This window comes from Streptomyces sp. NPDC029044 (genome assembly GCF_040637495.1).
Taxonomy (GTDB): Bacteria; Actinomycetota; Actinomycetes; order Streptomycetales; family Streptomycetaceae; genus Streptomyces.
Genome location: NZ_JBEZWN010000006.1, coordinates 60,722 through 83,937, shown reverse-complemented (window position 1 = coordinate 83,937; position 23,216 = coordinate 60,722). Strand labels below are relative to the sequence as shown.

22 protein-coding genes and 5 tRNA genes are annotated in these 23,216 nt (G+C 71.6%); 8 read left to right on the top strand and 19 right to left on the bottom strand.

From position 1 onward, the window contains the following. The first annotated feature begins 146 nt into the window (after window positions 1-146). Window positions 147-1,985, top strand: coding sequence for an HSP90 family protein (locus tag AB0E85_RS07985; RefSeq protein WP_361923828.1), 1,839 nt, complete (start codon window positions 147-149; stop codon window positions 1,983-1,985). After that, complete coding sequence (locus AB0E85_RS07980; protein ID WP_361923826.1) at window positions 1,982-4,939, top strand: tetratricopeptide repeat protein; 2,958 nt, start codon at window positions 1,982-1,984, stop codon at window positions 4,937-4,939. Before AB0E85_RS07985 ends, AB0E85_RS07980 begins: the two co-directional genes overlap by 4 nt. Window positions 4,940-5,474: 535 nt before the next feature. Here the strand turns inward: AB0E85_RS07980 and AB0E85_RS07975 are convergent. After that, window positions 5,475-7,187, bottom strand: coding sequence for a DAK2 domain-containing protein (locus AB0E85_RS07975; protein WP_361923824.1), 1,713 nt, complete (start codon window positions 7,185-7,187; stop codon window positions 5,475-5,477). A 267-nt stretch (window positions 7,188-7,454) separates the two neighbouring features. Between AB0E85_RS07975 and rpmB the strand changes: the two genes are divergently transcribed. Beyond that, window positions 7,455-7,640: a 50S ribosomal protein L28 gene (gene rpmB, locus AB0E85_RS07970; protein WP_003993230.1), complete on the top strand. Its 186-nt coding sequence runs from the start codon at window positions 7,455-7,457 to the stop codon at window positions 7,638-7,640. Between the two features lie 123 nt (window positions 7,641-7,763). Here rpmB and thiD read toward each other — a convergent pair whose 3' ends face one another. Together thiD and AB0E85_RS07960 are read right to left on the bottom strand one after the other, a co-directional pair. Beyond that, window positions 7,764-8,561 carry a bifunctional hydroxymethylpyrimidine kinase/phosphomethylpyrimidine kinase gene (gene thiD / locus AB0E85_RS07965; RefSeq protein ID WP_361923822.1) on the bottom strand — a complete coding sequence of 266 codons (798 nt, stop codon included), beginning with the start codon at window positions 8,559-8,561 and terminating at the stop codon, window positions 7,764-7,766. Continuing rightward, on the bottom strand, window positions 8,558-9,523 hold the full coding sequence (locus AB0E85_RS07960; RefSeq protein WP_361923820.1) for a thiamine-phosphate kinase: 966 nt from the start codon (window positions 9,521-9,523) through the stop codon (window positions 8,558-8,560). Before AB0E85_RS07960 ends, thiD begins: the two co-directional genes overlap by 4 nt. A gap of 206 nt (window positions 9,524-9,729) precedes the next feature. Here AB0E85_RS07960 and AB0E85_RS07955 point away from each other — a divergent pair, with 206 nt between their 5' ends. After that, window positions 9,730-9,963, top strand: a complete 234-nt coding sequence (locus AB0E85_RS07955) for an Lrp/AsnC ligand binding domain-containing protein (RefSeq protein ID WP_031106939.1) — start codon at window positions 9,730-9,732, stop codon at window positions 9,961-9,963. 20 nt (window positions 9,964-9,983) lie between these two features. Continuing rightward, complete coding sequence (locus tag AB0E85_RS07950) at window positions 9,984-10,502, top strand: DUF3515 domain-containing protein (RefSeq protein ID WP_361923818.1); 519 nt, start codon at window positions 9,984-9,986, stop codon at window positions 10,500-10,502. Window positions 10,503-10,519: 17 nt separating this feature from the next. On the opposite strand, the gene AB0E85_RS07945 is transcribed toward AB0E85_RS07950, so the two are convergent. From AB0E85_RS07945 to AB0E85_RS07935, 3 genes are read right to left on the bottom strand one after another with little or no spacing between them, the layout of a single operon-like run. After that, on the bottom strand, window positions 10,520-11,677 hold the full coding sequence (locus tag AB0E85_RS07945; RefSeq protein ID WP_361923816.1) for a D-alanine--D-alanine ligase family protein: 1,158 nt from the start codon (window positions 11,675-11,677) through the stop codon (window positions 10,520-10,522). Window positions 11,678-11,736: 59 nt separating this feature from the next. Continuing rightward, entirely contained in the window at window positions 11,737-12,747 is a 1,011-nt protein-coding gene (locus AB0E85_RS07940; protein WP_361923814.1) for an NAD(P)H-dependent glycerol-3-phosphate dehydrogenase, read from the bottom strand. Next, window positions 12,744-13,535: a lysophospholipid acyltransferase family protein gene (locus tag AB0E85_RS07935; protein ID WP_361923812.1), complete on the bottom strand. Its 792-nt coding sequence runs from the start codon at window positions 13,533-13,535 to the stop codon at window positions 12,744-12,746. Before AB0E85_RS07935 ends, AB0E85_RS07940 begins: the two co-directional genes overlap by 4 nt. Window positions 13,536-13,694: 159 nt before the next feature. Here AB0E85_RS07935 and cofC point away from each other — a divergent pair, with 159 nt between their 5' ends. Then, on the top strand, window positions 13,695-14,333 hold the full coding sequence (gene cofC / locus AB0E85_RS07930; RefSeq protein WP_361923810.1) for a 2-phospho-L-lactate guanylyltransferase: 639 nt from the start codon (window positions 13,695-13,697) through the stop codon (window positions 14,331-14,333). A gap of 9 nt (window positions 14,334-14,342) precedes the next feature. Next, a complete protein-coding gene (locus AB0E85_RS07925) occupies window positions 14,343-14,546 on the top strand; it encodes a hypothetical protein (RefSeq protein WP_361923808.1) in 204 nt (67 codons plus the stop codon). A 72-nt stretch (window positions 14,547-14,618) separates the two neighbouring features. Here AB0E85_RS07925 and AB0E85_RS07920 read toward each other — a convergent pair whose 3' ends face one another. The 4 genes from AB0E85_RS07920 to leuC all read right to left on the bottom strand — a co-directional run bounded on the left by AB0E85_RS07920 (window position 14,619) and on the right by leuC (window position 17,935). Continuing rightward, on the bottom strand, window positions 14,619-15,260 hold the full coding sequence (locus tag AB0E85_RS07920) for an HU family DNA-binding protein (protein ID WP_361923806.1): 642 nt from the start codon (window positions 15,258-15,260) through the stop codon (window positions 14,619-14,621). A 136-nt stretch (window positions 15,261-15,396) separates the two neighbouring features. Further along, the gene (locus tag AB0E85_RS07915; protein WP_361923804.1) at window positions 15,397-15,627 is read right to left on the bottom strand and encodes a hypothetical protein; all 231 of its coding nucleotides are present in this window, start codon (window positions 15,625-15,627) and stop codon (window positions 15,397-15,399) included. Between the two features lie 277 nt (window positions 15,628-15,904). Continuing rightward, on the bottom strand, window positions 15,905-16,498 hold the full coding sequence (gene leuD, locus AB0E85_RS07910; RefSeq protein WP_361923802.1) for a 3-isopropylmalate dehydratase small subunit: 594 nt from the start codon (window positions 16,496-16,498) through the stop codon (window positions 15,905-15,907). Window positions 16,499-16,504: 6 nt separating this feature from the next. After that, window positions 16,505-17,935 (bottom strand): 3-isopropylmalate dehydratase large subunit, encoded by a 1,431-nt coding sequence (leuC, locus tag AB0E85_RS07905; protein WP_361923800.1) that lies wholly within the window; start codon window positions 17,933-17,935, stop codon window positions 16,505-16,507. Window positions 17,936-18,130: 195 nt separating this feature from the next. Here leuC and ndgR point away from each other — a divergent pair, with 195 nt between their 5' ends. Beyond that, complete coding sequence (ndgR, locus tag AB0E85_RS07900) at window positions 18,131-18,847, top strand: IclR family transcriptional regulator NdgR (RefSeq protein ID WP_003993203.1); 717 nt, start codon at window positions 18,131-18,133, stop codon at window positions 18,845-18,847. Between the two features lie 178 nt (window positions 18,848-19,025). Here the strand turns inward: ndgR and AB0E85_RS07895 are convergent. From AB0E85_RS07895 to AB0E85_RS07855, 9 genes are all read right to left on the bottom strand, one after another. After that, window positions 19,026-19,098 (bottom strand) — tRNA-Glu (locus AB0E85_RS07895). Window positions 19,099-19,142: 44 nt separating this feature from the next. After that, a tRNA-Gln gene (locus tag AB0E85_RS07890) sits at window positions 19,143-19,214 on the bottom strand. Window positions 19,215-19,234: 20 nt separating this feature from the next. Next, a tRNA-Glu gene (locus AB0E85_RS07885) sits at window positions 19,235-19,307 on the bottom strand. Window positions 19,308-19,347: 40 nt separating this feature from the next. Then, a tRNA-Glu gene (locus AB0E85_RS07880) sits at window positions 19,348-19,420 on the bottom strand. Window positions 19,421-19,441: 21 nt separating this feature from the next. Next, window positions 19,442-19,513 (bottom strand) — tRNA-Gln (locus tag AB0E85_RS07875). A gap of 89 nt (window positions 19,514-19,602) precedes the next feature. Then, a complete protein-coding gene (locus tag AB0E85_RS07870; RefSeq protein WP_361923798.1) occupies window positions 19,603-20,334 on the bottom strand; it encodes an HAD family hydrolase in 732 nt (243 codons plus the stop codon). A 226-nt stretch (window positions 20,335-20,560) separates the two neighbouring features. Then, the gene (gltX, locus tag AB0E85_RS07865) at window positions 20,561-22,045 is read right to left on the bottom strand and encodes a glutamate--tRNA ligase (RefSeq protein WP_361923796.1); all 1,485 of its coding nucleotides are present in this window, start codon (window positions 22,043-22,045) and stop codon (window positions 20,561-20,563) included. After that, complete coding sequence (locus AB0E85_RS07860) at window positions 22,038-22,814, bottom strand: fumarylacetoacetate hydrolase family protein (RefSeq protein ID WP_361923793.1); 777 nt, start codon at window positions 22,812-22,814, stop codon at window positions 22,038-22,040. Before AB0E85_RS07860 ends, gltX begins: the two co-directional genes overlap by 8 nt. A 170-nt stretch (window positions 22,815-22,984) precedes the next feature. After that, window positions 22,985-23,176 (bottom strand): hypothetical protein, encoded by a 192-nt coding sequence (locus AB0E85_RS07855; RefSeq protein WP_184564998.1) that lies wholly within the window; start codon window positions 23,174-23,176, stop codon window positions 22,985-22,987. Window positions 23,177-23,216 lie beyond the last annotated feature (40 nt).

Here is a 23,216-nt window from a genome sequence, read left to right as displayed (position 1 = left end):
GATCGCCGTAAAGGTCCCGGAAACCCCTGGTCAGGCGGCTGGTTCGGGCCTTAGGATGACGCGCTCCCGGCCCCCTTCCGCGGTCACCGCCCCACCGGGACCGCCCTACCCCGCGCCGTCGCGAGTCCCCCACCGGCGCCGTGAAGATGGACTCCCAGAGCTCACAGGCATCCCAGGCACCCCATTCGCCCTCCTCACCTCATACGTTCCAGGTCGACCTGCGTGGTCTGGTGGACCTCCTCTCCCACCACCTCTACTCCAGTCCGAAGGTCTATCTGCGGGAGCTGCTGCAGAACGCCGTGGACGCCATCACGGCCAGACGCGCGACGGAACCCGACGCTCCGGCCCGGGTCCGGCTGTACGCCGAGGGCGGTGCCCTGCGGGTCGAGGACACCGGCGTGGGCCTCACCGAGGCGGACGTGCACAGCCTGCTCGCCACCATCGGGCGCAGCTCCAAGCGCGCCGAGGGGCTTCAGGAGGCCCGGTCCGACTTCCTCGGGCAGTTCGGCATCGGGCTGCTGGCCTGTTTCGTCGTCGCCGAGCGGATCCGGGTCGTCAGCCGCAGCGCCCTGACGCCCGGGGCGCCGCCGGTGGAGTGGACGGCCGCAGACGACGGTTCGTACACCGTGCGAACGCTGCCGGACGCCGAGCGGCCCGAACCGGGCACGACCGTGCACCTGGTGGCCCGGGCGGGTGCCGCGGAGTGGCTCTCGTCCGGGCGGGTCGAGGCGCTGGCCCGGGACTTCGGGTCGCTGCTGCCCTACGACGTCCGGGTCGGCGACGAGGCGGTCACCGACCTCCCGGCGCCCTGGGACCGTCCGTATCCGGGCCCGGCCGCCCGGCGCGTCGCCCTCGCCCGGCACTGCCACGGCCTGTTCGGCTTCACACCGCTGGACACGATCGACCTGTCCGTGCCGCTGGCCGGCATCCGCGGGGTGGCGTACGTGCTGCCGTCGGCGGTCAGCCCGGCCCAGCGCGCCGGTCACCGCGTGCACCTCAAGGGCATGCTGCTGACCGAGCGGGCCGAACAGCTGCTGCCCGACTGGGCGTTCTTCGTGCGCTGCGTGCTGGACACGGACAGTCTGCGGCCCACGGCGTCGCGCGAGTCGCTGTACGAGGACGAGACGCTGGCGGCCGTACGGGAGGCGCTGGGCGAGCGGATCCGGGCCTGGCTGACGGGGCTGGCGGCCGGTGATCCGGAGCGGCTGGGCGCGTTCCTCTCGGTGCACCACCTGGGCGTGAAGTCGCTGGCCCGGCACGACCGGGAGATGCTGCGCACGATGCTGCCGTGGCTGCCGTTCGAGACGACCGACGGGCGGCTGTCCCTGGAGGAGTTCGCGCAGCGGCACCCGGTGGTGCACTTCACCCGGACCGTCGAGGAGTACCGGCAGGTCGCGCCCATCGCGTCCGCGCAGGGCATCGGCGTGATCAACGGCGGTTACACCTACGACAGCGAGCTGGTTCAGGCGCTGCCGTCGGTGCGGCCGGGGACCGTGGTCGCCGAGTTGGACGCGGAGACGGTGACCGCGCACCTGGACGCGGTCGACCCGGCCGAGGAGCTGGCCCTGTCCGGCTTCCTGGCGGCGGCCCGGGCCCGGCTCGACCCGCTGGGCTGTGACGTCGTCCTGCGGGCCTTCCACCCGCTGTCCGTGCCCGCCCTGCACCTCGACGACCGGGACGTCCGGCACGAACAGGCCCGCGCGGACGCCGAAGAGCGGGCCGACGACCTGTGGGCGGGCATCCTGGGCTCCCTGCGGGGCAGCGCACCCCGCGCGCGTCTGGTGCTCAACCACCTCAATCCGCTGGTCCGGAGGATCAGCGCGCTGCCCGACCCGGAGCTGATCGGCACGGCCACGGAGTCGCTCTACGGGCAGGCACTGCTGATGGCGCAGCGGCCGCTCAGGCCGGCCGACTCGGCGCTGCTCAACCGCGCGTTCATCGGCCTCCTGGAGTGGGCCACGCACAGCGAGGACGGTCAGGCATGACGGAGATCACGGACTTCGACGCCCTGCGCGCGGCGATGGCGGAGAACTCCGGGCAGCCGGAGGGTCCGGCCCGCAACGCGCGCGCGGAGGAGCTGCTGGCGGCGGCCGAGAAGCTGGACGTCCCGCTCGCCGTCATCGAGGCGCTCGGCCACCAGCTGAAGGTCTACAACTACAGCTCCGAGAAGGGGAAGATGTTCGTCCCCTTCGCGCGCCTGCTGCGCATGTGGGACGAACGGCCCGAGGACTTCGACGAGTACGAGGCCCACTCGCTGCACTGGGTCTTCGAGTGGGTCTCGGCCGGCATGCTCGACCAGCCGCACGTTCCGCTCGCGTCGATCGAGAAGTGGCTCGGCGAGATGGAGCACCGCTACCGGCTCGCCGGGCACTCCGAACGGGCCGTGCGCAGCGCCGAGCACAGTGTGGCCGCGCACGTGGGGGACGTGGCGCGGGCCGAGCGGGCGTACGCCGCGTGGCTTGCGGCCGACCGGGACGGCATGGCCGACTGCCACGCGTGCGAGCTGCACGGGCAGGGCTGGTGGCAGGCGGAGCAGGGGCGGCACGCGCAGGCGCTGGAGCTGTGGGGGCCGGTGCTGGAGGGCGAGTACACCTGCGCCCACGAGCCGCACACGGCCCTCGCCTCGTCCCTGGTGCCGCTGCTGCGTCTGGGCCGCGAGGAGGAGGCCCGGTCCAACCATCTGCGGGGCTTCCGGCTCGTCCGGGCGATGGAGAGCATGCGTGGCGCCTACGCGGAACACGTGGAGTTCTGTGCGCTCACCGGTAACGAGGCGCGGGCTCTGGAACTGCTCGCGGAGCGTCCGTCCTACTTCACCGACGACGGTCATCCGCAGAGCAAGCTGGACTTCATGAGTGTGGTCGCCCAGCTCATGGACCGGCTGACCGGACTCGGGCTGGGCGACCGGCAGGTGCCGGGCCCGGCCGGCCGGGAGTGGACCGCCCGCGCACTCGCCGCGCACGCGCGCGAGGTGGCCCTCACCCTGGCGGCGCGCTTCGACGAACGCAACGGCACGGCGCACGTGAGCGAGCGGGCACGCGCGCGTATGGCGCGGCAACCACTGGTGGAGCGGCTGCCGCTGGGAGTGCGGTCGGTACGGCCGGCGCCGGCTCCCCCGCCCCCTCCCACCGCGACTGCGGGCCCCGCCACCGGGCAGCCGGACCTGCCCGCACTGCTCGCCGAGGCACGGCGGCTGTCGGACACCCTGCGGCCGGGCGCCGTGGAGGCGTGGGCGGCTGCCGCCGCGGCGGCTGGGGACGTCCGGCTCGACCCGCGCGACCGTGCCGAGATGGCCGACCACGAGGCGATGTCCCTCGGCCCCGAGGGCACCGGGCTCTTCGAGCGGGCCGCCGGCCTCTACGCGGAAGCGGGCGACCCGGGCGAGGCCCTCGCGGCACGCGCGCGTGGGGCGTACGTCCGCGCACTCGCGGGTGACGTGGACGACGCCGTCGCGGCGGTGACCGGCCCCTACGACGAGGTCCTCGCGCTGTACGCCGCCGATGGCACGGGCATCCGGCAGACGGCGTCCGTCGTGATGAGCCGGGCCCGGATCCTGACGCGCCGCGCGCACGGCGTCGAGGACGACCCGGCGACCCTCGCCGAGGCCGAGGCCGCCGTCCGGGAGGTCCTCGCACTCGTCGAGGGCCGGGCCGGGGAGGACGTACGGCTGGCCGCCCGGGTCGCCGAGGCCCGGGCGATGCTCGGGGAGCTGGCGGGTCTGGCCGGGGATGTTCAGAGGGCCGCGGAGCTGTTCGCGCGGGGCGCTGCGGCGTTCGTGGCGGCGGGCCTGCCGTGGTTCGCGGTGGAGTACGAGGCCCGGCTCGCCTCACTGGCGCACCACCTCGGCGACATGGCGGAGGCGGAACGGGCGCTGCGGGCCGCCCTGGAGCACGGCGGTGCGCAACTGGAGGCGCCCGGGCGGGCCCAGCTGCACCTTCAGCTCGCCGAGGTGGTCGGCGGCCGGGGCGAGGCCGGGGAGGCCGCCCGGCACGCCCTGGAGGCCGCGCACTGGGCCGACGAGGCCGGCGAGTCGGCGACGCTGGGGGCCTGGGCGCGACAGCAGCTCGGTGGCTTCCTGCTGCGGCAGGGGCGGTGGGCCGAGGCCGCGGAGGTGCTGGAGTCGGCGCTGCCCGACCTGACCGCCGAGACGCACGGCGACGGGGCGGTCGTGCAGACGCAGTGGTGGCTCGGCGACTGCCTGAGCGAGCTCGGCGAGCACCGGGCCGCCGCCGAACGGCGCCTTCAGGCCGCCGAGATCGCCCGGCACTGGCCCGAGCAGCACGACCACGCGACCCTCGCCCACCTGGCCGGGGAGTCCCTCGGGCAGGCCGGGATGGCGGCGGAGGCGGACCAGGCCTACGCGCGCGCGGGCGGCCTGTGGCGCGAACTGGGCAACCCCCACGGCCTGATCCGCTCCCTGCGCGCCCGCGCCTGGCTGGCACTGGGCGCGGAGGACGGGGTGGGAAAGGCGCGCGGCCTGATGGCGGACGCCGTCCGGGAGTGCGAGGCGGCGCGGGAGGCAGCCACCGACGAGGAGTCCCGGCAGCAGCTCGTCGCCGAACTCGGCCACACTCACCGGCAGTTCGGCGACCTGCTGGCCCGCTCCGTCCCCGAGGACGCCCAGGACGCCGAGGACGCCGAGGACGCCCCGGTCCGCGAGGTGTTCGAGGAAGCGCTGGCCCAAGTGGTGCTCTCGGCCGAGGTGTTCGCCACCCTCGGCGACGGTGCCCTGCACAGCCGCACCGGCGCGGAACTCACCGCGGGCCGGCTGGAGGCCGACCTGGGCCGCCCCGCCGACGCGGTGGCACGCGCGCGTGGCGTGCTGGCGGCCTACGAGGGACACGGCGGAGCGGAGGCCGGGGACGGCGAGGGCGAGGCGGTGCGGGCCCGCCGGGCGGAGGCGGAGCAGCTGCTGCGACTGCTGGCGGAGCGGCCGGACTGAGCCCGGCGGCGACCTGGAGGGCCTCGGAGCCCTGCGGCTGTCAGGGTGCGGCTGTTGCCCGCGTACCAGCGGCCGTCGATCCGTTCCGCCCGGCAGGTGTACGCCGGGGTCTCCGACCGCTTCGGCGATCCGGGTGCTGCCGTGGCGGAGGCGGTGAGCGGGGCCGCCGCGGCCTCTCCCGCGCCGTCCGAGCCGCACGGCCAGCAGGATCGCCGAGCACACGGCCAGCACCAGGGCGGCCGAACCGGCGACGAGCGTGATGCGCAGGGCCCGGCCGTGGTGCCCGGGAGCGTCCGCACCGGCCGGTGTTCTCTGCCGGGTGGTTCGAGAGGGATTTGCGGGGCCGGTGCGCCGAGCTGGTCGGTGCCGTGGCGGGCCCGCGGCGGCCACGGCCGGCTCCGGGAACACCGTGGCGGGCACGAGGGCGGTCCCGGCTACGGCCTGGCCGGCGGGCCAGAGCGGGTCGGCGACGGCGAGGCGGCCGGCGAGCACCAGCCCGCCGCATCCCGTCGGTTCCGTCGAGGCGGCCCCGGCCCTACTCCACGCCGATGAGGAGCAGGGCCCCCTGCCGGCCGCCCCGGTAGACGACCGTGTCGACGGCGAGGTACCCCTCGCGGACCCGGCCCTCCAGACGCTCGGCGACGGCGTCGGGGACGTCGTCGCCGAGGACCAGGGTGACCATCTCGCCCCCGGCAGAGAGCATGCGGTCGAGCACGGTCTCGGCGGTCTCGGCGACGTCCGAACCGATCACGGCCACATCCCCGTCGATGAGACCCAGGACATCGCCGGCCTGGCAGATGCCGGCCATCGTCCAGGACTGGCGTTCGGCGACGGTGACCTCGGCGTAACGGGTGGCCCCGGCGGCGGAGGTCATGGACACGACGTCCTCGTCGAAGCGGCGGTCCGGCTCGTGCACGGCCAGTGCCGCGATGCCCTGGACCGCCGAGCGGGTCGGGATCAGGGCGACCCGGATGCCCTCCGTGCGGACCTGCTCGGCGGCCGCCGCGGCGGTGTGACGCAGATCGGCGTCGTTGGGCAGCAGCACGACCTCGCGCGCGTGGGCCCGCCGTACGGCCTGGACGAGCTCGCCGCTCGCGGGCGGCTCCCCGGGGCGTGCGAGCACGGTCGTCGCGCCGGACTCGGTGTACAGCCCGGCCAGCCCCTCGCCGGGCACGACGGCCACGACGGCCCGCTGGGCCCGTTCCCGGGGCGGCCGCTCGGCGCCGGTGGTGTGGACGTCGCCCGCGCCGAAGTGGGTGATGCGGATCCGGTGGGGCCGCCCGGCCTCGATACCGGCCTCCACGGCGGCGCCCGCGTCGTCCACATGGACGTGCACGTTCCACAGCCCGTCGCCGCCGACCACGACGAGCGAGTCCCCGAGGGCGTCGAGCCGCTCCCGCAGCCGCTCCACGGCCCGGTCCCCGGCCTCCAGGAGGTAGATCACCTCGAAGGCCGGCCCTTCCCCGCCCGGCACGGCAGCGGCGCCGTCGGCGCACTCGTCCGGGTCGCCGTCGACCGGCGCGCGGTCCGTCGCCGGGTCCACTCGGCCTTCGGAGGGGCTGGGGCAGGCGCTCCCCACCACCGCCCGCGCCTTCTCCCCCGTGAACGTCTCCACCAGCGCTCCCAGCACCGCCACGAGTCCCCGCCCGCCGGCGTCGACCACTCCGGCGCGCTCCAGGACGGGCAGCTGGCCCGGGGTCGCGGCGAGGGCCGCGCGGGCTCCGTCGTAGGCCGCGCGGGCCACGGTCCCGCAGTCGCCCCGGGCATCGTCCGCGGCGTCGGCGGCGGCCGAGGCGACCGTGAGGACGGTGCCCTCGACGGGATGGGCGACGGCCCGGCGGGCGGAGTCGGCCGCCTGCCGCAGGGCGAGCCGCAGGCCCCGGCCGTCCGCGTGGGCGGGCTCGTCCTCGGCCAGCACCTGGGCCATGCCGCGCAGCAGCTGGGCGAGGATCGTCCCGGAGTTCCCGCGGGCGCCGATGAGCGCCCCGTGCGCCATCGCCCGGGCGGCGTCGGCGAGCGTCGGCCCGTCGGGGCCGGAGCCCGCCGCGTGCCCGGCGAACACCGCCTCGACCGCCGCGACCGCCGACTCCACGGTCAGATACAGGTTGGTGCCGGTGTCGCCGTCCGCCACGGGGTAGACGTTGATCGCGTCGATCTCCTCGCGCGCCCGCCCCAGGGTCTCCAGCGCGAGACCGCACCAGGTGCGCACCGCGAGAGCATCGAAGAATGTCTGCGGCACCTGCGCCACTACGCCTCCCTGAGCTGCTGGACGTGGCTCGCAGCGTAGACCCCGGGGCGGTGTGGACCGGAAGTGGGAGGGGCCGGGCCCCTGAGCTGCCATGGTAGTTTCGTTCTACGGGTGCAGCCGTTGTATGCTGCTCCGGTTGCCCGATCTGATCGGGCCTTCCCCCTGGCAACGCCACTCAGATTTCGACCGGCTCCGCGGAGCCCGAGAATCTTGATCCCGGCCTGCCGGGATCAACCGTAAGTGCATCTGAAGTCTTTGGAGTGACCCGTGGCTGCCAACTGCGACGTCTGCGGCAAGGGGCCGGGCTTCGGCAACAACATCTCGCACTCGCACCGCCGTACGTCCCGCCGCTGGAACCCGAACATCCAGCGAGTGCGTACCGTGGTGGGCGGGACGCCGAAGCGCGTGAACGCTTGCACCTCGTGCATCAAGGCCGGCAAGGTCTCGCGCTGACGCTCAGCTAGCGCGCGGCCACTGCTGGTTCGCTGCAGAGCCGGTCCACCAATGGTGGACCGGCTCTTTGCCATGCTCGGACACCAGCGCCCGGCTCCGCGCCTCAGCACTCGGCCACGCATCTCAGCGCTCCGGCCCCGCCCGGAAACGCCAGCCGTGATCCACCGGGCCGATCCCGCCGCCCAGCGCGAACCCGGCCGCGACGGCCCCGGTGACGTACTCCTTCGCCGCCGCCACCGCCTCCGGCACGGACTGCCCCTTGGCGAGCTGGGAGGCGATCGCCGAGGCAAGGGTGCAGCCGGTGCCGTGGGTGTGGCGGTTGTCGTGCCTGGGCGCCCGCAGCCAGTGCTCCTCGGATCCGTCGGTGAGCAGATCGACGGCGTCGCCGGGCAGGTGCCCGCCCTTGATCAGCGCCCAGCGCGGCCCGTACGCGAGGACGGCCGCGGCGGCCCGCCGCATGTCCGCCTCCGACTCGACCCGTACGCCCGTGATCTGCGCCACCTCGTCGAGGTTCGGTGTGGCGACGGTGGCCACCGGCAGCAGCTTCGTACGGACGGAGTCCAGCGCGGAGGCGGCGAGCAGGGCGTCGCCGTGCTTGGAGACGCCCACCGGGTCGATCACGGCGGGTGCGTCCGTCCCCGCGATCAACTCGGCGACCGCCTCCACGAGTTCCGCGGAGGCGAGCATCCCGGTCTTGACCGCGTGGACGCCGATGTCGTCCACGACGCTGCGGTACTGGGCCCGCACGGCCTCCACGGGCAGTTCCCAAGCCCCCTGCACGCCGAGTGAGTTCTGCGCGGTCACCGCCGTGACGACGCTCATGCCGTGCACGCCGAGCGCGAGCATCGTCTTGAGGTCGGCCTGGATGCCCGCGCCTCCGCCGGAGTCGGAGCCCGCCACCGTCAGGACGTTCGGGATCATGACTCTATGTCCCCGAAGTGGTCCCAGCCGCCCTTGCTGGTCCACGGCGCCCCGTCGACCGTCACCTGGGGCAGGGCCGAGGGGTTGAGGACCTCGCCGATGACCTTCCAGCGGGCGGGCAGCTTCACGTCCGGCGGGAAGGTCGCCACGATCGCGTGGTCCTCTCCCCCGGTCAGCACCCACTGCATGGGGTCGACCCCGACGGCCTGCCCGATGTCGTTCATCTGGGACGGGATGTCGATCGCCCCGGAGCGGACGTCGATCCGCACCTTGCTCGCCTCGGCGATGTGCCCGAGGTCGGCGATCAGCCCGTCACTCACGTCGCACATCGCGGTGGCCCCGAGCCCGGCGGCGGCCGGACCCGCGTGGTACGGCGGCTCGGGCCGCCGGTGGGCCTCCACGAACGCCCGCGGCGAGCGGAACCCCCGGGACAGCACCGCGTACCCGGCGGCCGACCAGCCCAGCCAGCCGGTCACCGCGACGCGGTCGCCGGGCCGCGCTCCGGCCCGGGTCACCGGCTCCTGGTTGCGCAGATCGCCGAGCGCGGTGATCGACACCATGATCGAGTCGCCGCGCACGACGTCACCGCCGACCACGGCGGCGCCCGCCACCTGGCACTCGTCGCGCAGGCCGTCCATCAGCTCGCTCGGCCACGTGACCGGCAGTTCGGCCGGGACGACCAGGCCGAGCAGCAGCGCGGTCGGTACGGCGCCCATGGCGGCGATGTCGGCGAGGTTCTGCGCGGCCGCCTTGCGGCCCACGTCGTAGGCCGTCGACCAGTCGCGCCGGAAGTGCCGGCCCTCCACCAGGATGTCCGTGCTCGCCACGACCCTGCGGTCGGGGGCGGCCACCACGGCGGCGTCGTCGCCGGGGCCGACCCGGACCGCCGGGGTGGTGGTCAGACGGGAGGTGAGCTCCCTGATGAGCCCGAACTCACCGAGCTCACCAACAGTGCCCTTCATTGCCCTTTCTCCCCTTCTGTCCCTGTCCGTGCCCGGTCGCGAGGCATCTCGGTCCTCGCTACGGTCGAAGTGACCGTCAAGTTCTGCCGGACCTGCACCTCGGCGCGCAAGACCCGGTCCCCGCAGGTCTCCCCGCGGCGAGCGGCGACGCGATACCGTGGCGTTCCTTTTCCCCACATGATCCTCGTGGCCGCCCTGGAGGTTCCGTGGTACAGGCGTACATCCTGATCCAGACCGAGGTCGGGAAGGCCTCGGTCGTCGCCGAGACGATCAGCAAGATCCCTGGGATCATCCAGGCCGAGGACGTGACGGGCCCGTACGACGTGATCGTGCGGGCGCAGGCCGACACCGTCGACGACCTCGGCCGCATGGTGGTCGCCAAGGTCCAGCAGGTGGACGGCATCACCCGCACCCTGACCTGCCCGGTCGTCCATCTGTAGCCCCCGTCTACCCTGTGCCGGTGAACTCTTTCCGTCACCGGCACCGTTGTGTCCTCCGCGTGTTCCGCCTGCCCGCTGTCGCGCTGTTGATCACTGTTACGGGCTGCTCCTCAGCAGACGACAGCGCGTCGGCGGCGGTTCCCAGTCCGGACGCGAAGGTCGCGGAACTGTGCCGGAACCTGGACAAGGTACTGCCCGCGAAGGTGAACGGTGAGCGCCGTGAGGATCCCGAGCCCGCGTCGGCGCTGACGGCGAGCTGGGGCAGCCCGGCGATCATACTTCGCTGCGGTGTGCCGCAACCGCCCGAGATGGTCGACCCGAAGGTGGCGGAAGGTCGGAATCCGGATGCGGTCGCCGGGGGTGTGAACGGGGTCGACTGGCTGATGCAGAAGCAGGACGGCGGGGGGTACCGGTTCACCACGGCCAACCGTGAGGCCTACGTCGAGGTCCGGGCGCCGGAGGGCGTGGACAGCTCGGGGGTGCTGATCGATCTGGCCGCCGCCGTGAAGAAGGCGATCCCCAAGGGGATCGCCTCCTGAGCGCCGGGCGTCGATGATCAGCGCAGACCGGTCGACCTGCGCAGTGCCGCCCGCACCAGCAGGTCGATCAGCTCCGGGTAGCTCACCCCGCTCGCCTGCCACATCTGCGGATACATCGAGATGGGCGTGAAGCCGGGCATGGTGTTGATCTCGTTGATCACGAACTCGCCGTCCTCGGTGAGGAAGAAGTCCGCGCGGACCAGGCCCTCGCAGGACGCAGCGTCGAAGGCGTCGACCGCCAGGCGCTGGACCTCGGCCGTCTCCTCGGGGGTGAGGGGCGCCGGGACGAGACCCGGGGTGGAGTCGATGTACTTGGCCTCGAAGTCGTAGTACGCCTGCGCCTCGGGCGGGGGGATCTCCGCGGGCAGGGAGGCCCGGGGGCCGTCCTCGAACTCCAGGACACCGCACTCGATCTCACGGCCGCGCAGCGCGGCCTCCACGAGGATCTTGGGGTCGTGCCGCTGGGCCTCGGCGACCGCCTCGTCGAGGCCGGAGAGGTCGTCGACCTTGGTGATGCCGATCGACGAACCGGCCCGCGAGGGCTTCACGAACAGCGGCCAGCCGTGCTCGCCGGCGAAGTCGACGATCTTCTTGCGGGCGGCCGCCTGGTCCTGCTCCCACTCCCGCGGGCGGATCACCACGTACGGGCCCACCTTCAGCCCGAACGAGGTGAACACCCGCTTCATGTACTCCTTGTCCTGGCCCACGGCCGAGGCGAGCACGCCCGAACCCACGTACGGGACGCCGGAGAGCTCCAGAAGGCCCTGGAGGGTGCCGTCCTCGCCGTACGGGCCGTGCAGCACCGGGAAGACCACGTCGACCTCGCCGAGGGCCTTGGGTACCGATCCCGGCTCGCTGTAGACGACTTCACGGCTGGCGGGGTCGACCGGGAGGATCACCGCACCCTCGGCGGACTCGGCGAGCAGGTCGACGCTGGGCGGACGCCGGTCGACGATCGCCATCCGCTCCGGTTCGTCCGCCGTGAGCGCCCAACGCCCGTCCTGCGTGATGCCGATCGGCAGGACGTCGTACTTCGTCCGGTCGATGGCCTTGAGGACGGCGCCGGCCGTGACCACGGAGATCCCGTGTTCGGAGCTGCGCCCGCCGAACACGACGGCCACACGCGGCTTGCGAGGCGGCTGCTCGGGGCTCTGGGGGAGGTTCTCGGTGCTCATATCGCGTTGAGAGTACCCGTTGGTAGTGCCGCTAGTAAGCGTCGCCGGCCTCGCGTCGCTCAGCGTCGTTCCGGCTTCGCGCTGCGCGACATCAGCTCCTTGAGGGCCACCACCGGGGGCTTGCCCTCGTGCACGATGCCGACGACCGTCTCCGTGATCGGCATGTCGACGCCGTGCCGGCGGGCCAGATCCAGCACCGACTCGCAGGATTTGACGCCCTCGGCGGTCTGCTTGGTGACCGCGATGGTCTCCTGGAGGGTCATGCCCTTGCCGAGGTTGGTGCCGAAGGTGTGGTTGCGCGACAGCGGCGAGGAGCAGGTGGCCACCAGGTCGCCCAGGCCCGCGAGTCCGGAGAAGGTCAGCGGGTCGGCGCCGAGCGCCATGCCCAGCCGGGTGGTCTCGGCGAGGCCGCGGGTGATGAGCGAGCCCTTGGCGTTGTCGCCCAGGCCCATGCCGTCCGCGATGCCCACGGCGAGTCCGATGACGTTCTTCACGGCTCCGCCCAGTTCGCAACCCACCACGTCCGTATTGGTGTACGGGCGGAAGTAGGGCGTGTGGCAGGCGGCCTGGAGGCGCTGGGCGACGGCGTCGTCGGTGCAGGCGACCACGGCCGCGGCCGGCATCCGCGCGGCGATCTCCCGGGCCAGGTTGGGCCCGGTGACCACGGCGATCCGGTCCGGGCCGACCTTGGCGACGTCGTCGATGACCTCGCTCATCCGCATCGCGGAGCCCAGCTCGACGCCCTTCATCAGCGACACGAGGACCGTGTCGGGGGCCAGCAGGGGGCTCCACTCGGCGAGGTTGCCGCGCAGGGTCTGCGAGGGGACCGACAGGACCGTGAAGTCGGCGTCCGCCGCGGCCTGCGCGGGATCGGTGGTGGCCCGCACGTTCTCCGGGAGCTCGACGCCCGGGAAGTAGTCGGGATTGGTCCGCGTGGAGTTGATCGCCTCCACGACCTCCGGGCGGCGCGCCCACAGGGTGACCTCGCACCCCGCGTCGGCGAGCACCATGCCGAAGGCCGTACCCCACGAACCGGCGCTCAGCACCGCCGCCTTGACCGGCTTGCTCACTTGCCCAGCCCCTCTTCCTGCACGGTCTGCCCGGACTTCTGATGCGTCTGTGTCTGTGACTGCGTGCGGCGCCGTTGCTCGATCCGCTCCCGGCGCGGGTCGTACGGCGTCTCGGGCGCCTTCTCGCCGCGGATCTGCTCCAGCTGGGCGGTCACGGCGGCCATGATGACCTCCGTGGCCTCCTTCAGGAGGTCCGCGGTCATCTCCCGGTCGTAGAACCGCGCGAGGTCCACGGGCGGCCCGGCGAGCACGCGGTGCGTCTTGCGCGGCAGCAGATGCGGCTTCTTCGCGTACGGCGGCAGCAGCTCGTTGCAGCCCCACTGGGCCACGGGGATCACCGGGCACTTGGTCTGAAGGGCGACGCGCGCGGCCCCCGTCTTGGCCGTCATGGGCCAGCCGTCCGGGTCGCGGGTGAGGGTGCCCTCGGGATAGAAGGCGACGCATTCCCCGCGGTCCACGGCGTCGATCGCGGCACGGAAGGCGCTCAGCGCGTCCGTGCTCTCGCGGTAGACGGGGATCTGCCCGGTACCCCGCATCGCGGCCCCGACGAATCCCTTCTTGAAAAGCCCGCTCTTCGCGAGGAATCGCGGGACGCGCCCGGTGTTGTACTGAAAGTGCGCGTAAGCGAAGGGGTCGATGTGCGAATTGTGGTTCACCGCGGTGATAAATCCACCCTCGGCCGGAATGTGCTCCATTCCACGCCAGTCCCGCCTGAGCAGAACCACCAGCGGCGGTTTGCAGATCACCGCGGCGAAGCGGTACCAGAAGCCGATTCTGCGGCGGGGCACGCGGACACCTTCCTCTAGGGCCTGAAAGCCGGGGCCACGGGGGGCCGCACAAGTGTCGCCCCAGGCCGCCGGTCTGTCGAGAACACCGTACGCCCCGGCACGCCGCCCGCCCGATGCCCCGGGTGACAATGACCGCGACAAGAGGAGGACGGAACACCCGTGCAGTGGACCCTGGTCGTACCCCTGAAGCCCCTGGCCCAGGCCAAGAGCAGGCTTGCGGACACCGCGGACGACGGGCTGCGGCCGGACCTGGCGCTCGCCTTCGCCCAGGACACGGTGGCGGCCGCGCTGGCCTGCCCGGCGGTAGGGGATGTGGCAGTCGTCACGGACGACGCCCGGGCGGGCCGCGAGCTGGCGGCCCTGGGCGCCGCGATCATCCCCGACGAGCCGGGCGGCGGCCTCAACGCCGCCCTCGCACACGCGACGCGGGTCGTACGGTCGGCCCGCCCGGCCCGTGCCGTGGCAGCGCTGAACGCCGATCTGCCGGCCCTGCGCCCCGCGGAATTGTCCCGTGTACTGGAAGCCGCCGCTGAATTCCCGCGCGCATTTCTCCCGGACGCGGCCGCAATCGGCACGACCCTGCTGACCGCCGCTGCGGGACTCGAATTGCGCCCGGCCTTCGGCGCGGATTCCCGGGCCCGGCACCGCGCGTCCGGCGCCGTGGAACTGCCCCTCGCCGCGGTGGATTCCGTACGCCAGGACGTGGACACCGGCGAGGACCTGCGCAGCGCACTGGCCCTGGGGGTCGGCCCTCATACGGCCGCGGCCGCCGCGCGATTGCTGATACCCGGGCAGTAGGCTGCGGCCATGCAGGCGACCGCGTACACGTACGACCCCGAAAGCCGTAGCGGGCAGGTGCTCCTGGACGACGGCACCCCGGTGCCCTTCGACGCGGCCGCGTTCGACGCGGGGGGCCTGAGGCTGCTGCGTCCGGGCCAGCGGGTGCGCATCGAGGTGGAGGGTGCGACGGACGCGCCCCGGATCACTCTGGTGACCCTCCAGACCCTCTGACCACGGGCCTGAACACGCCGCGGGCCGGACTCCGTGCGGAGTCCGGCCCGTCGCGTGAGTACTCCGGCGCCCTTACTTCTTGCGGGCGGTGGTCTTCTTGGCGGTGGTCTTGCGCGCCGTCGACTTCTTGGCGGGCGCCTTCTTGGCCGTGGCCTTCTTCGCCGGGGCCTTCTTCGCGGCTGTCTTCTTCGCGGCGGTGGTCTTGGACGTCGCCGTGGTCTTCTTGGCGGGCGCCTTCTTCGCCGTGGTCTTCTTCGCGGCCGCGGTCTTCGTGGTGGCCTTCTTCGCCGTCGTCTTCTTGGCGGTGGTCTTCTTCGCGGCGGCCGACTTCGTGGTCGCCTTCTTCGCGGCGGCCTTCTTGACCGTCGCGCCGGCACCGCCGGTCAGGCTGCCCTTGGGCGCCTTCTTGACGGAGACCTCGCCCCCACGCGGGAGCTTCTTGGAGCCGCTGACCAGGTCCTTGAAGCCCTGACCGGCGCGGAAGCGCGGAACGGAGGTCTTCTTGACCCGAACCCGCTCGCCCGTCTGGGGGTTACGGGCGTACCGGGCCGGACGGTCGACCTTCTCGAACGAACCGAAGCCGGTGACCGAGACCCGCTCACCCGAGACGACCGCGCGGACGATGGCGTCCAGTACATGGTCGACAGCATCGGCGGCCTGCTGGCGGCCGCCCATCTTGTCGGCAATCGCTTCTACGAGCTGCGCCTTGTTCACGTCTTCCCCTTCGGAGACATCGCCAGAACGAATGTGTTCAAGCTTTTTCGCACGTTAGGCAGATATATACCGCAAATCAAACACGAAACGGGCTTATCACCCTTGTGCCGCAACGAACTCGACGGTGTCGCGGGGTTCAGCGTTCCTCTTCGGGGATTCGTCCCTCGTCGAGGTCCGCGGAGAACCGCTCCAGCCGCCTTGCCGCGTCGGCGAGATCGTGCTTGGCCGCGGCCGTAATGACCAGCAGCTTCCGGGTCAGCGCCATCCGTACGCCCTCCGGGACTTGCAGTGCGCGCACCCTTGTGTGCGCTTCCTTGAGTTGGTCCGCGACTGCCGCATAGAGCTCGAGTTGGCCGTCGTGTTCCATGCACAGATTGTGCCATCTGGGGCGAGTTGTCGCCTGCGCAGGGGACAACTGGCGCCTCAAACGGCCTTCCGGGCACACGTGGAAGTCACGGCTGTACCCCTCGCGTACCCCGGCAACCACCGGCATAACGCGGGAAGTTGGCAGCTGAACAGTGGGTGGGCAGGGCCGTTCGGGTGCAGACACAGCTGTACCCCCGATCGGGCTGATCGGGGGTACAGAGGGGGTGTTGCGGTGGCCGAAAGTCGCCTTGTTCAGAGGCGACGGACCGTGCCTGGGGTCAGACCGGGAGGGTCCGCGGCTTGAACGCCGGGCGCTTGGCCTCGTAGGCGGCGATGTCGGCCTCGTTCTGGAGGGTGATCGAGATGTCGTCGAGGCCGTTCAGCAGCCGCCAGCGGGAGTTCTCGTCCAGCTCGAAGGAGGCGGTGATGCCCTCGGCGCGCACCTCACGGCGCTCCAGGTCGACGGTGATCTCGGCCTGCGGGTCCTGTTCGGTGAGCTCCCACAGCGCGTCCACGGTCTTCTGCTCCAGAACGACCGTGAGCAGGCCGTTCTTGAGGGAGTTGCCGCGGAAGATGTCGGCGAAGCGGGAGGAGATCACGGCCTTGAAGCCGTAGTTCTGCAGCGCCCAGACGGCGTGCTCGCGCGAGGATCCGGTACCGAAGTCGGGGCCGGCGACCAGCACGGTCGCACCCTGGCGCTCGCTCTGGTTGAGCACGAACGTCTCGTCCTTGCGCCAGGCCTCGAAGAGTCCGTCCTCGAACCCGTCCCGCGTGACCTTCTTGAGCCAGTGGGCGGGGATGATCTGGTCGGTGTCGACGTTGGAGCGGCGCAGCGGCACGGCCCGGCCGGTGTGCGTGGTGAATGCTTCCATGGCTGATCAGACTCCAGCGGGCGTGGGGGCGTCGGCGGCGGACAGGTCGGCCGGGGAGGCCAGGTGGCCCAGGACCGCGGTGGCGGCGGCGACCTGCGGGGAGACCAGGTGGGTGCGGCCACCCTTGCCCTGCCGGCCCTCGAAGTTGCGGTTGGAGGTGGACGCGGAGCGCTCACCGGGGGCCAGCTGGTCGGGGTTCATGCCCAGGCACATCGAGCAGCCCGCGTGCCGCCACTCGGCGCCGGCCTCCTTGAAGACCACGTCCAGACCTTCGGAGACGGCCTGCAGACCGACCCGCGCGGAGCCCGGGACGACCAGCATCCGTACGCCGTCGGCGACTTTGCGGCCCTTGACGAGTTCAGCGGCGGCACGCAGGTCCTCGATGCGGCCGTTGGTGCACGAGCCTACGAAGACGGTGTCCACCTTGATGGAACGCAGCGGCTGCCCGGCCTCCAACCCCATGTATTCCAGGGCCTTTTCGGCGGCGTAGCGCTCCGAAGCGTCTTCGTACGAAGCAGGATCGGGGACGGAGGCCGAAAGCGGTGCGCCCTGCCCGGGGTTGGTGCCCCAGGTGACGAACGGCGACAGCGCGGCGGCGTCGATGACGACCTCGGCGTCGAACACCGCGTCCTCATCGGTCTTCAGCGTCTTCCAGTACGCGACGGCCGCGTCCCAGTCGGCGCCCTCGGGGGCGTGCGGGCGGCCCTTGAGGTAGGCGAAGGTGGTCTCGTCCGGGGCGATCATGCCCGCGCGGGCACCGGCCTCGATCGACATGTTGCAGATGGTCATCCGGGCTTCCATCGAGAGCTTCTCGATGGCCTCGCCGCGGTACTCCAGGACATAGCCCTGGCCACCGCCGGTGCCGATCTTCGCGATGATCGCCAGGATCAGGTCCTTGGCGGTGACGCCCTCGGGCAGTTCACCGTCGACCGTGATCGCCATGGTCTTCGGGCGGGACATCGGCAGCGTCTGGGTGGCCAGCACGTGCTCCACCTGGGAGGTGCCGATCCCGAACGCCAGCGCGCCGAAAGCGCCGTGCGTGGAGGTGTGGGAGTCACCGCACACCACGGTGGTGCCCGGCTGGGTCAGACCCAGCTGCGGACCCACGACGTGTACGACACCCTGCTCGACGTCGCCCAGCGGGTGCAGGCGCACGCCGAAGTCGGCGGCGTTCTTGCGCAGCGTCTCGAGCTGCACCCGCGAGACCGGGTCCGCGATCGGCTTGTCGATGTCGAGGGTGGGGGTGTTGTGGTCCTCGGTGGCGATGGTGAGGTCGAGGCGGCGCACGGTGCGGCCGCTCTTGCGGAGGCCGTCGAAGGCCTGCGGGCTGGTCACCTCGTGCAGCAGGTGCAGATCGATGAAGAGAAGGTCGGGCTCGCCCTCCGCGCGCCGGACGACGTGGTCGTCCCAGACTTTCTCCGCGAGTGTCCTACCCATCGCTGTTCCCTCCGGCCGGCTACGGTCCGCCGACCCAACTAGAGATCCTGAGGAGGCGGCGCCCGTTCCCCTGATACCGGGCACACGCCACCAGGCCCTTACGTCACGGGCCGTTGTGACTTCGTGATTCCAGGGTGGCGCGTTCCACGGAAATTTGAACTTGCGTTTCACAGAGTGAGACGCGAGTATCGTTTCATGGACAACAGTAGCGGCGTCGGCGTTCTGGACAAGGCGGCCCTCGTCCTGAGCGCTCTGGAGTCCGGCCCGGCCACCCTCGCGGGACTGGTCGGTGCCACCGGACTGGCACGACCCACGGCCCACCGCCTGGCCGTGGCCCTGGAACACCACCGCATGGTGGCGCGCGACATGCAGGGCCGTTTCATTCTCGGCCCCCGTCTGGCAGAGCTGGCCGCGGCTGCGGGTGAGGACCGTCTCCTCGCCACCGCCGGCCCGGTGCTCACGCACCTTCGTGACATCACGGGCGAGAGCGCGCAGCTCTATCGCCGTCAGGGCGACATGCGCATCTGCGTCGCCGCGGCGGAGCGCCTGTCCGGTCTGCGGGACACGGTCCCGGTCGGTTCGACGCTCACGATGAAGGCCGGCTCCTCGGCGCAGATCCTGATGGCCTGGGAGGAGCCCGAGCGGCTGCACCGCGGCCTCCAGGGGGCGCGGTTCACGGCGACGGCCCTGTCGGGTGTGCGGCGGCGGGGATGGGCGCAGTCGATCGGTGAGCGGGAGCCGGGCGTCGCGTCGGTGTCCGCGCCGGTGCGGGGGCCGTCGAACCGGGTGGTGGCCGCGGTGTCGGTGTCCGGGCCGATCGAGCGACTGACCCGTCACCCGGGGCGGATGCACGCGCAGGCTGTGATCGATGCGGCCGGGCGTCTTTCCGAGGCGTTGCGGCGCACGGGCTGAACGGACGGAGCGTTTCGGGGAAGGTCGGCCTCAACGCCGCGGCAGACCTTTCCCGACCACGCGCCAGGGCACGGACGGTTGATCGTCGCGTGCGGGCCGGTGGTGGCTGCTCGCGCAGTTCTCCGCGCCCCTGAAAGCCGAGAAGGCCCTCCACCGAAGTGGAGGGCCTTCCCTGTTGTACCCCCGACCGGATTCGAACCGGCGCTACCGCCTTGAGAGGGCGGCGTGCTAGGCCGCTACACAACGGGGGCGTGGATCCTGCAGGCGTTTAGTGCTACACCGCCGCAGGTCCGAGCTGGTCTACCTGGACTCGAACCAAGACTAACTGAACCAGAATCAGTCGTGCTGCCAATTACACCATAGACCAATGTGGTTTAGACCAGTCAGTACCCCCGACCGGATTCGAACCGGCGCTACCGCCTTGAGAGGGCGGCGTGCTAGGCCGCTACACAACGGGGGCCCTAGCAGTTCCGAGATGATCGTCGATCGTTCGGAACCAGTACCCCCGACCGGATTCGAACCGGCGCTACTGCCTTGAGAGGGCAGCGTGCTAGGCCGCTACACAACGGGGGCGATGCAGATGAGCTCTGCGAGCTGGCCTACCTGGACTCGAACCAAGACTAACTGAACCAGAATCAGTCGTGCTGCCAATTACACCATAGGCCACTGGAACGCAAGCCCCCGAAGGGGTTTTGTTCTAGTTGTGCGCCTGGGGTTCCGGCCTTCCGGCCCGCTCCCGCGGCGCAGGAAGAACATTACCCGAAGGTGGACGGGGCTCCAAAACGAGTATCCGAGCCGAGCAGGGACGGCAGTTCGGCGAGGGAGGCGATGCGGTGCGGTCCGACGGGCGGGTCGATCGTGGCGTAGAGGCCGCCGCGGTCGATCCACACCGACAGCAGTCCGGCGTCGGCGGCACCGCGTCCGTCGATCTCCGGGTGATCACCGACGTAGGCGACCTGGTGCGGTGGGAGGCCGAGAAAATCGCAGGCCGCGAGGAACGCCCCGGCCTCCGGCTTGGAGATGCCGAGCTCGGCCGCGCACAGGATGGTCTCGAAGCGGTCGTGGACGCCGAGGGCGCGCAGCTTGCGGTCCTGGACGTGAAGGCTGGAGTTGGAGAGCACGGCGTGCCGGTGGCTGGCGGACAGGGCGTCGAGGACGGGCAGGACGTCCGGGAAGAGGGACCAGACCGCCTCGTAGTGGGCGATGTACCGCTGGAACCAGGCGTCGGCCTCGTCGTCGGTGAGGTCCCGGTCGAGGAACACCCGCACCCGGTCGCGCCGCTGGGCCTCGAAGGTGGCCTCGCCTGCCGCGAAGCGTGCCCATTGCAGGTCGGTGATCTCCCGCCAGCGGGTGATGGCCTGCTCGACCGTCTCGCGGTCGTCGAGCAGGCCCTCGGCCGTGAGGTGGGCGCGCATGCCGAGGCGGTCGGCGGAGGTGTAGTCGAAGAGGGTGTCGTCGACGTCCCAGACCACGGCGTGGATGCTCATACTCCGACCGTACCCACCGCGTTCCGCTCTCAGCCCGGCTTCATGGTCCCGGAGAGGGTCAGGCCGGGGCCCTGGCCGTCTCGGGGGTGAGCCGTGAGCTGCCAGGTGCAGGGGCCGCCCGGGGCGCCGCCGCCGCTGTCGGTGGTGCTGCGGGTGACGGCCGGGCGGACACCGCGAGGGCGGCGTCCGGACCGGACGCCGCCCTCGCCGCGCGGGGTGTCGCGCGTTACGCGGCCAGCTTCGCCAGCGCCGCGTCGATCCGGGCCAGGGTGGTCTCCTTGCCGAGGACCTCCAGGGACTCGAACAGCGGCAGGCCGACCGTGCGGCCGGTGACGGCGACGCGGACGGGGGCCTGGGCCTTGCCGAGCTTCAGACCGTGGGCCTCACCGGCGGCCAGGACGGCCTCCTTGAGCGACTCGGCGGAGGTCCAGTCGGCGGCCTCCAGCTTCTCGCGGGCCGTGCGCAGCAGGGCGTCCGAGCCCTCCTTCATGGCCTTCGCCCAGCTGGCCTCGTCCTCGGCCGGCTCCGGCAGGAACAGGAAGTCGACGTTGTCGGTGATCTCGGAGAGCACCTTGAGGCGGGTCTGGGCGTGCGGCGCGATGGCCTGCCACTTGGCCTCGTCGAAGGCCTCCGGGGCCCAGGGGGCGAACGGCGCCTGGAGCCACGGACGGCAGCGCTCCGTGAAGTCCTTCACGTCCAGCAGGCGGATGTGGTCGCCGTTGATGGCCTCGCACTTCTTGAGGTCGAAGCGCGCCGGGTTCGGGTTCACGTCGGAGATCTCGAACGCGGCGATCATCTCGTCGGTGGTGAAGATGTCCTGGTCGGCCGAGAGGGACCAGCCGAGCAGGGAGAGGTAGTTGAGCAGGCCCTCCGGGAGGAAGCCGCGCTCCCGGTAGAGGTTGAGGGAGGACTGCGGGTCGCGCTTGGAGAGCTTCTTGTTGCCCTCACCCATCACGTACGGCAGGTGACCGAAGGACGGGATCTCCTTGGCGACGCCCAGCTCGATCAGCGCCTTGTACAGGGCGATCTGGCGGGGGGTGGAGGAGAGCAGGTCCTCGCCGCGCAGGACGTGGGTGATCTCCATCAGGGCGTCGTCGACCGGGTTGACCAGCGTGTACAGCGGGGCGCCGTTGGCACGGACGATGCCGTAGTCCGGGACATTCTCCGGGGTGAAGGTCAGCTCGCCGCGGACCAGGTCGGTGAAGGTGATCGTCTCGTCCGGCATCCGGAAGCGGACGATCGGCTCGCGGCCCTGGGCCTGGTACTCCTCGACCTGGGCGGCGGTCAGCTCACGGCAGTGGCCGTCGTAGCCGGAGGGCTTGCCGGCGGCGCGGGCGGCCTCGCGGCGGGTGTCCAGCTCGTCCTGGGAGCAGTAGCAGCGGTAGGCGTACCCGCCGTCGAGCAGCTTCTGCGCGACGTCCTTGTACAGGTCCATGCGCTGCGACTGGCGGTACGGCGCGTGCGGGCCGCCGACCTCGGGGCCCTCGTCCCAGTCGAAGCCCAGCCAGCGCATCGAGTCGAGCAGCTGGGTGTACGACTCCTCGGAGTCGCGGGCCGCGTCGGTGTCCTCGATGCGGAAGACCAGGGTGCCCTGGTGGTGCTTGGCGAACGCCCAGTTGAACAGGGCGGTGCGCACCAGGCCCACGTGGGGGTTGCCGGTGGGCGACGGACAGAAACGGACGCGTACGGGGGAGCCGGATGCGCTAACCACGCTTGACAACCTTGTTGGTGAGAGTGCCGATGCCTTCGATGGTGACGGCGACCTCGTCGCCGACGTTCAGGGGGCCGACCCCAGCCGGGGTGCCCGTGAGGATCACGTCGCCGGGGAGCAGCGTCATGGCCTCGGAGATGTTGACGATCAGATCCTCGATGGAGTGGATCATCTCGCTGGTCCGGCCCAGCTGGCGCTGCTGGCCGTTGACCGTGAGCTGGATGGTGAGGTCGCTCGCGTCCAGGTCCGTCTCCACCCAGGGGCCGAGCGGGCAGGAGCTGTCGAAGCCCTTGGCCCGGGCCCACTGCTTCTCGCGCTTCTGCACGTCGCGGGCGGTGATGTCGTTGGCGCAGGTGTAGCCGAAGACGACGTCCTTGACGCGCTCGCGCGGAACCTCGCGGCACATCCGGCCGATCACGACGGCCAGCTCGGCCTCGTGGTGCACCTCCTCGGAGAAGGAGGGGTACTGGATCTCGTCGCCCGGGCCGATCACCGAAGTGGACGGCTTGAAGAAGGCGAAGGGGGCGTCGGGCACCTCGTGGCCCAGCTCGCGGGCGTGCTCCGCGTAGTTGCGGCCGAAGGCCACGACCTTGTTGGGGAGCACCGGCGGCAGCAGCCTGACCTTGCTCACCGGCACCTTCGTACCGGAGAGCTCGAAGTCCGCGAACGGGATGCCCTTGATGATGTCCAGGACGAGTTCGTCCTGCTTGTCGCCTTCGATGGCGCCGAAGGCGACGTTCCCGTCGATGGAGAACCTGGCGATGCGCACGGGATGCTTGGCCCCTTGACTGAAGCGGCTGGAGTCTGACGGTCCAGGCTAACGCGGTGAGGTCCCCCGCTGCGCATGGTGAAGGGGCGCCCCGTCACGCGGGGCGCCCCTTCGAAATCCGTGTCCCTCCGCCCTGAGCATCCGGCGGCCGGCACGCGTACTACCAGGTGTCATTCCGCGGCTGCGGCGGCCGCGACGGGGATCTCCATGAGGACGGTGCGCTTGGGGTTTGCGGTCTGGGCCGGGAGGTCGACGGGGTGCTCCGGCTGCTCCGGCGTCTGCAGTTCGTCGGCGTCGTCCAGGTGAGCCAGCGTCGTGCGTCGCGGGTTGGCGATCTTGTGGAACATCGTCGTCGTCTTCACTGTTTACTTGACCCTGTCCTGTGACGGGCGCCGGGAGGGT

Bases quoted from the DNA above. Each gene is read 5' to 3' on its own strand.
- leuD (WP_361923802.1), bottom strand. From the start codon at position 16,498: ATGGAAGCATTCACCACGCACACCGGCCGGGCCGTGCCGCTGCGCCGC.
- thiD (WP_361923822.1), bottom strand. From the start codon at position 8,561: ATGATCCCGAACGTCCTGACGGTGGCGGGCTCCGACTCCGGCGGAGGC.
- AB0E85_RS07925 (WP_361923808.1), top strand. From the start codon at position 14,343: ATGCAGGCGACCGCGTACACGTACGACCCCGAAAGCCGTAGCGGGCAG.
- leuC (WP_361923800.1), bottom strand. From the start codon at position 17,935: ATGGGTAGGACACTCGCGGAGAAAGTCTGGGACGACCACGTCGTCCGG.
- AB0E85_RS07985 (WP_361923828.1), top strand. From the start codon at position 147: ATGGACTCCCAGAGCTCACAGGCATCCCAGGCACCCCATTCGCCCTCC.
- AB0E85_RS07915 (WP_361923804.1), bottom strand. From the start codon at position 15,627: ATGGAACACGACGGCCAACTCGAGCTCTATGCGGCAGTCGCGGACCAA.
- AB0E85_RS07980 (WP_361923826.1), top strand. From the start codon at position 1,982: ATGACGGAGATCACGGACTTCGACGCCCTGCGCGCGGCGATGGCGGAG.
- AB0E85_RS07960 (WP_361923820.1), bottom strand. From the start codon at position 9,523: ATGAAGGGCACTGTTGGTGAGCTCGGTGAGTTCGGGCTCATCAGGGAG.
- ndgR (WP_003993203.1), top strand. From the start codon at position 18,131: ATGGACAACAGTAGCGGCGTCGGCGTTCTGGACAAGGCGGCCCTCGTC.
- AB0E85_RS07945 (WP_361923816.1), bottom strand. From the start codon at position 11,677: ATGAGCACCGAGAACCTCCCCCAGAGCCCCGAGCAGCCGCCTCGCAAG.
- AB0E85_RS07870 (WP_361923798.1), bottom strand. From the start codon at position 20,334: ATGAGCATCCACGCCGTGGTCTGGGACGTCGACGACACCCTCTTCGAC.